This window comes from Streptomyces albidus (ex Kaewkla and Franco 2022) (assembly GCF_013870515.1).
Taxonomy (GTDB): Bacteria; Actinomycetota; Actinomycetes; order Streptomycetales; family Streptomycetaceae; genus Streptomyces; species Streptomyces albidus.
The window spans coordinates 1-1,684 of the sequence record NZ_JACBXA010000485.1 but is presented as its reverse complement, the minus strand read 5'-3'; the positions used below and the strand labels follow the sequence as shown (position 1 = coordinate 1,684).

At 71.4% G+C, this 1,684-nt stretch carries 2 protein-coding genes and 1 pseudogene; all 3 read right to left on the bottom strand.

Features of this window, described 5'->3' with window-relative positions; all coding sequences use genetic code 11:
* Window positions 1-521: glycosyltransferase (locus H5J26_RS30770; protein WP_181769221.1), on the bottom strand; the 521-nt coding region annotated here is incomplete at its 3' end.
* Window positions 518-1,063, bottom strand: coding sequence for a putative colanic acid biosynthesis acetyltransferase (locus H5J26_RS30765; RefSeq protein WP_181769220.1), 546 nt, complete (start codon window positions 1,061-1,063; stop codon window positions 518-520). The genes H5J26_RS30770 and H5J26_RS30765, both read right to left, overlap by 4 nt.
* A pseudogene (locus H5J26_RS30760) lies at window positions 1,020-1,684 on the bottom strand (hypothetical protein); the annotation flags it as partial. The pseudogene H5J26_RS30760 and the gene H5J26_RS30765, both read right to left, overlap by 44 nt.

Sequence of the window (1,684 nt, the reverse complement as noted above, 5' to 3'; positions counted from 1 at the left end):
AACGGCCGCTGACCGTGGAGGAGGCGGAGCGGGCCGCTGCGATGTTCAAGGCACTCGGTCAGCACCAGGCACGCGCGGGCCCGGCGCAGCAGCGGCACGTACAGACGGTCGAAGAAGAGCGCCACCGCGCTGTCACGGGGCTGCACCATTCCGTGGGTCTGTACGACGAGCGGGCGGCGGCGCAGCAACGCCACGGCCAGCGCCGAGAGGGAGACCAGATCGCGGCCCGCGTGCACGTGCACGACGTCGGCGCTGCGGGCGTGGCGCCAAAGCCTTTGCAGGAGACGGGGGTTGAACAGTCCGAGGAAGCCCGTGCCCGGGATCAGAGGGAGGGCGCGGGGTGCTTCGAGCGGCACCCCGTCCCAGTGGCCGGGCGCCGGGCCGCTGCCGCTCCACAGGGACAGCAGTACGGTCTCGTGGCCCCGGGAGGCGAGTTCACCGAGCTGAGCGGTGGCCACGCTCACCGGGCCCCCGTACGCGCCGCCGTCACTGACGAGCGTGACGACGTGGGCGATCTTCACGGCGTACCGCCGGCTCTGCTTCTCGCCGCGCCTGCGGAGAGCACGTCCCCGGCGGCCACATCACGGTGCGCCACGGCGTTGGCGCCGACCACCGCTCCCTTCCCGACCGTCACGCCTCGCAGCACGACGGCACGGACGGCGACCCACGAACCCGAGCACAGATGGATGGGCGCGTTGTCGAACTCGAAGGTGGGAGAGAGGCGTTGATGGCTTCCCGTGCACAGGACGGCGCCCTGGGAGACGCACACGTCGTTCTCCAGGGTGACCGGTTCCAGGTTCATGAACCAGGCGTCCTCGCCGATCCACACGTCGTCGCCGACGGCCAGTTTCCACGGCCACTGAACCCGTACGCCACGACGGATGATGACGCGGGATCCGATGCGTGCGCCGAACGCCCGCAGAAGCGGCGGACGCAGCCGGGCGGGGAACCACCAGGCGCGGAAGGCCAGATGGAGCACGGCGAACCAGAGCGCCTGCACGGGCAGCGGACGCCCCTTGTCATAGCCCTTGCCCGTGAAGTCCCGCAGGCTGCGGTCTGTCATCGGTGAACTCCCCCTTCTCCACTGCCTTGTTGTCTCCGACGTGTGCGGTGCGCAGCCACAGGGCAGCCGCCTTGAGCGCGGACCCCGCGCACAGCCCCCAGGCCGCTCCGAGGACGCCGTTCAGGGCGAATCCGGCGACGAGGAAGGCGACCGTGCCGAGCGAGAAGATCACCTGGATGGTCAGCGTGGCCTTGGGACGCAGCACTCGCAGGGCCAGCAGCGCGCTGGTGCCGAGCGCGATGGCCACGTACTGACCGCCGGTGGCGGGGAGCAGCCGGGAGGCCACGTCCCAGGTGTCACCGAGGACTTGGCGACCGGCGCTGTCGGGAAGCGCCGCCAGCAGCACCGCCCATGCGGCGGCCGTCGTGGCGAGGACGGCAGCGAGCGCGAGTGTCGTACGGACGGTCGCTCTGGTGCTCCCGGCGCGGCGGAGCAGGGGCGGACCGAAGGCGGTGGCCGAGTTGCACAGCACGTTCATCGGGCCGAAGAGAGTGCTGGCGCCGCGCAGTGCGCCGACCGTCAACGGGCCGGTGAGCAGGCCGAGTCCGATGATGGCGAGCTGGCTCGATCCGTTGCCGACGGCGAACTCGACGGCGAAGCGCCGGCCCAGGTGGTCCCGCG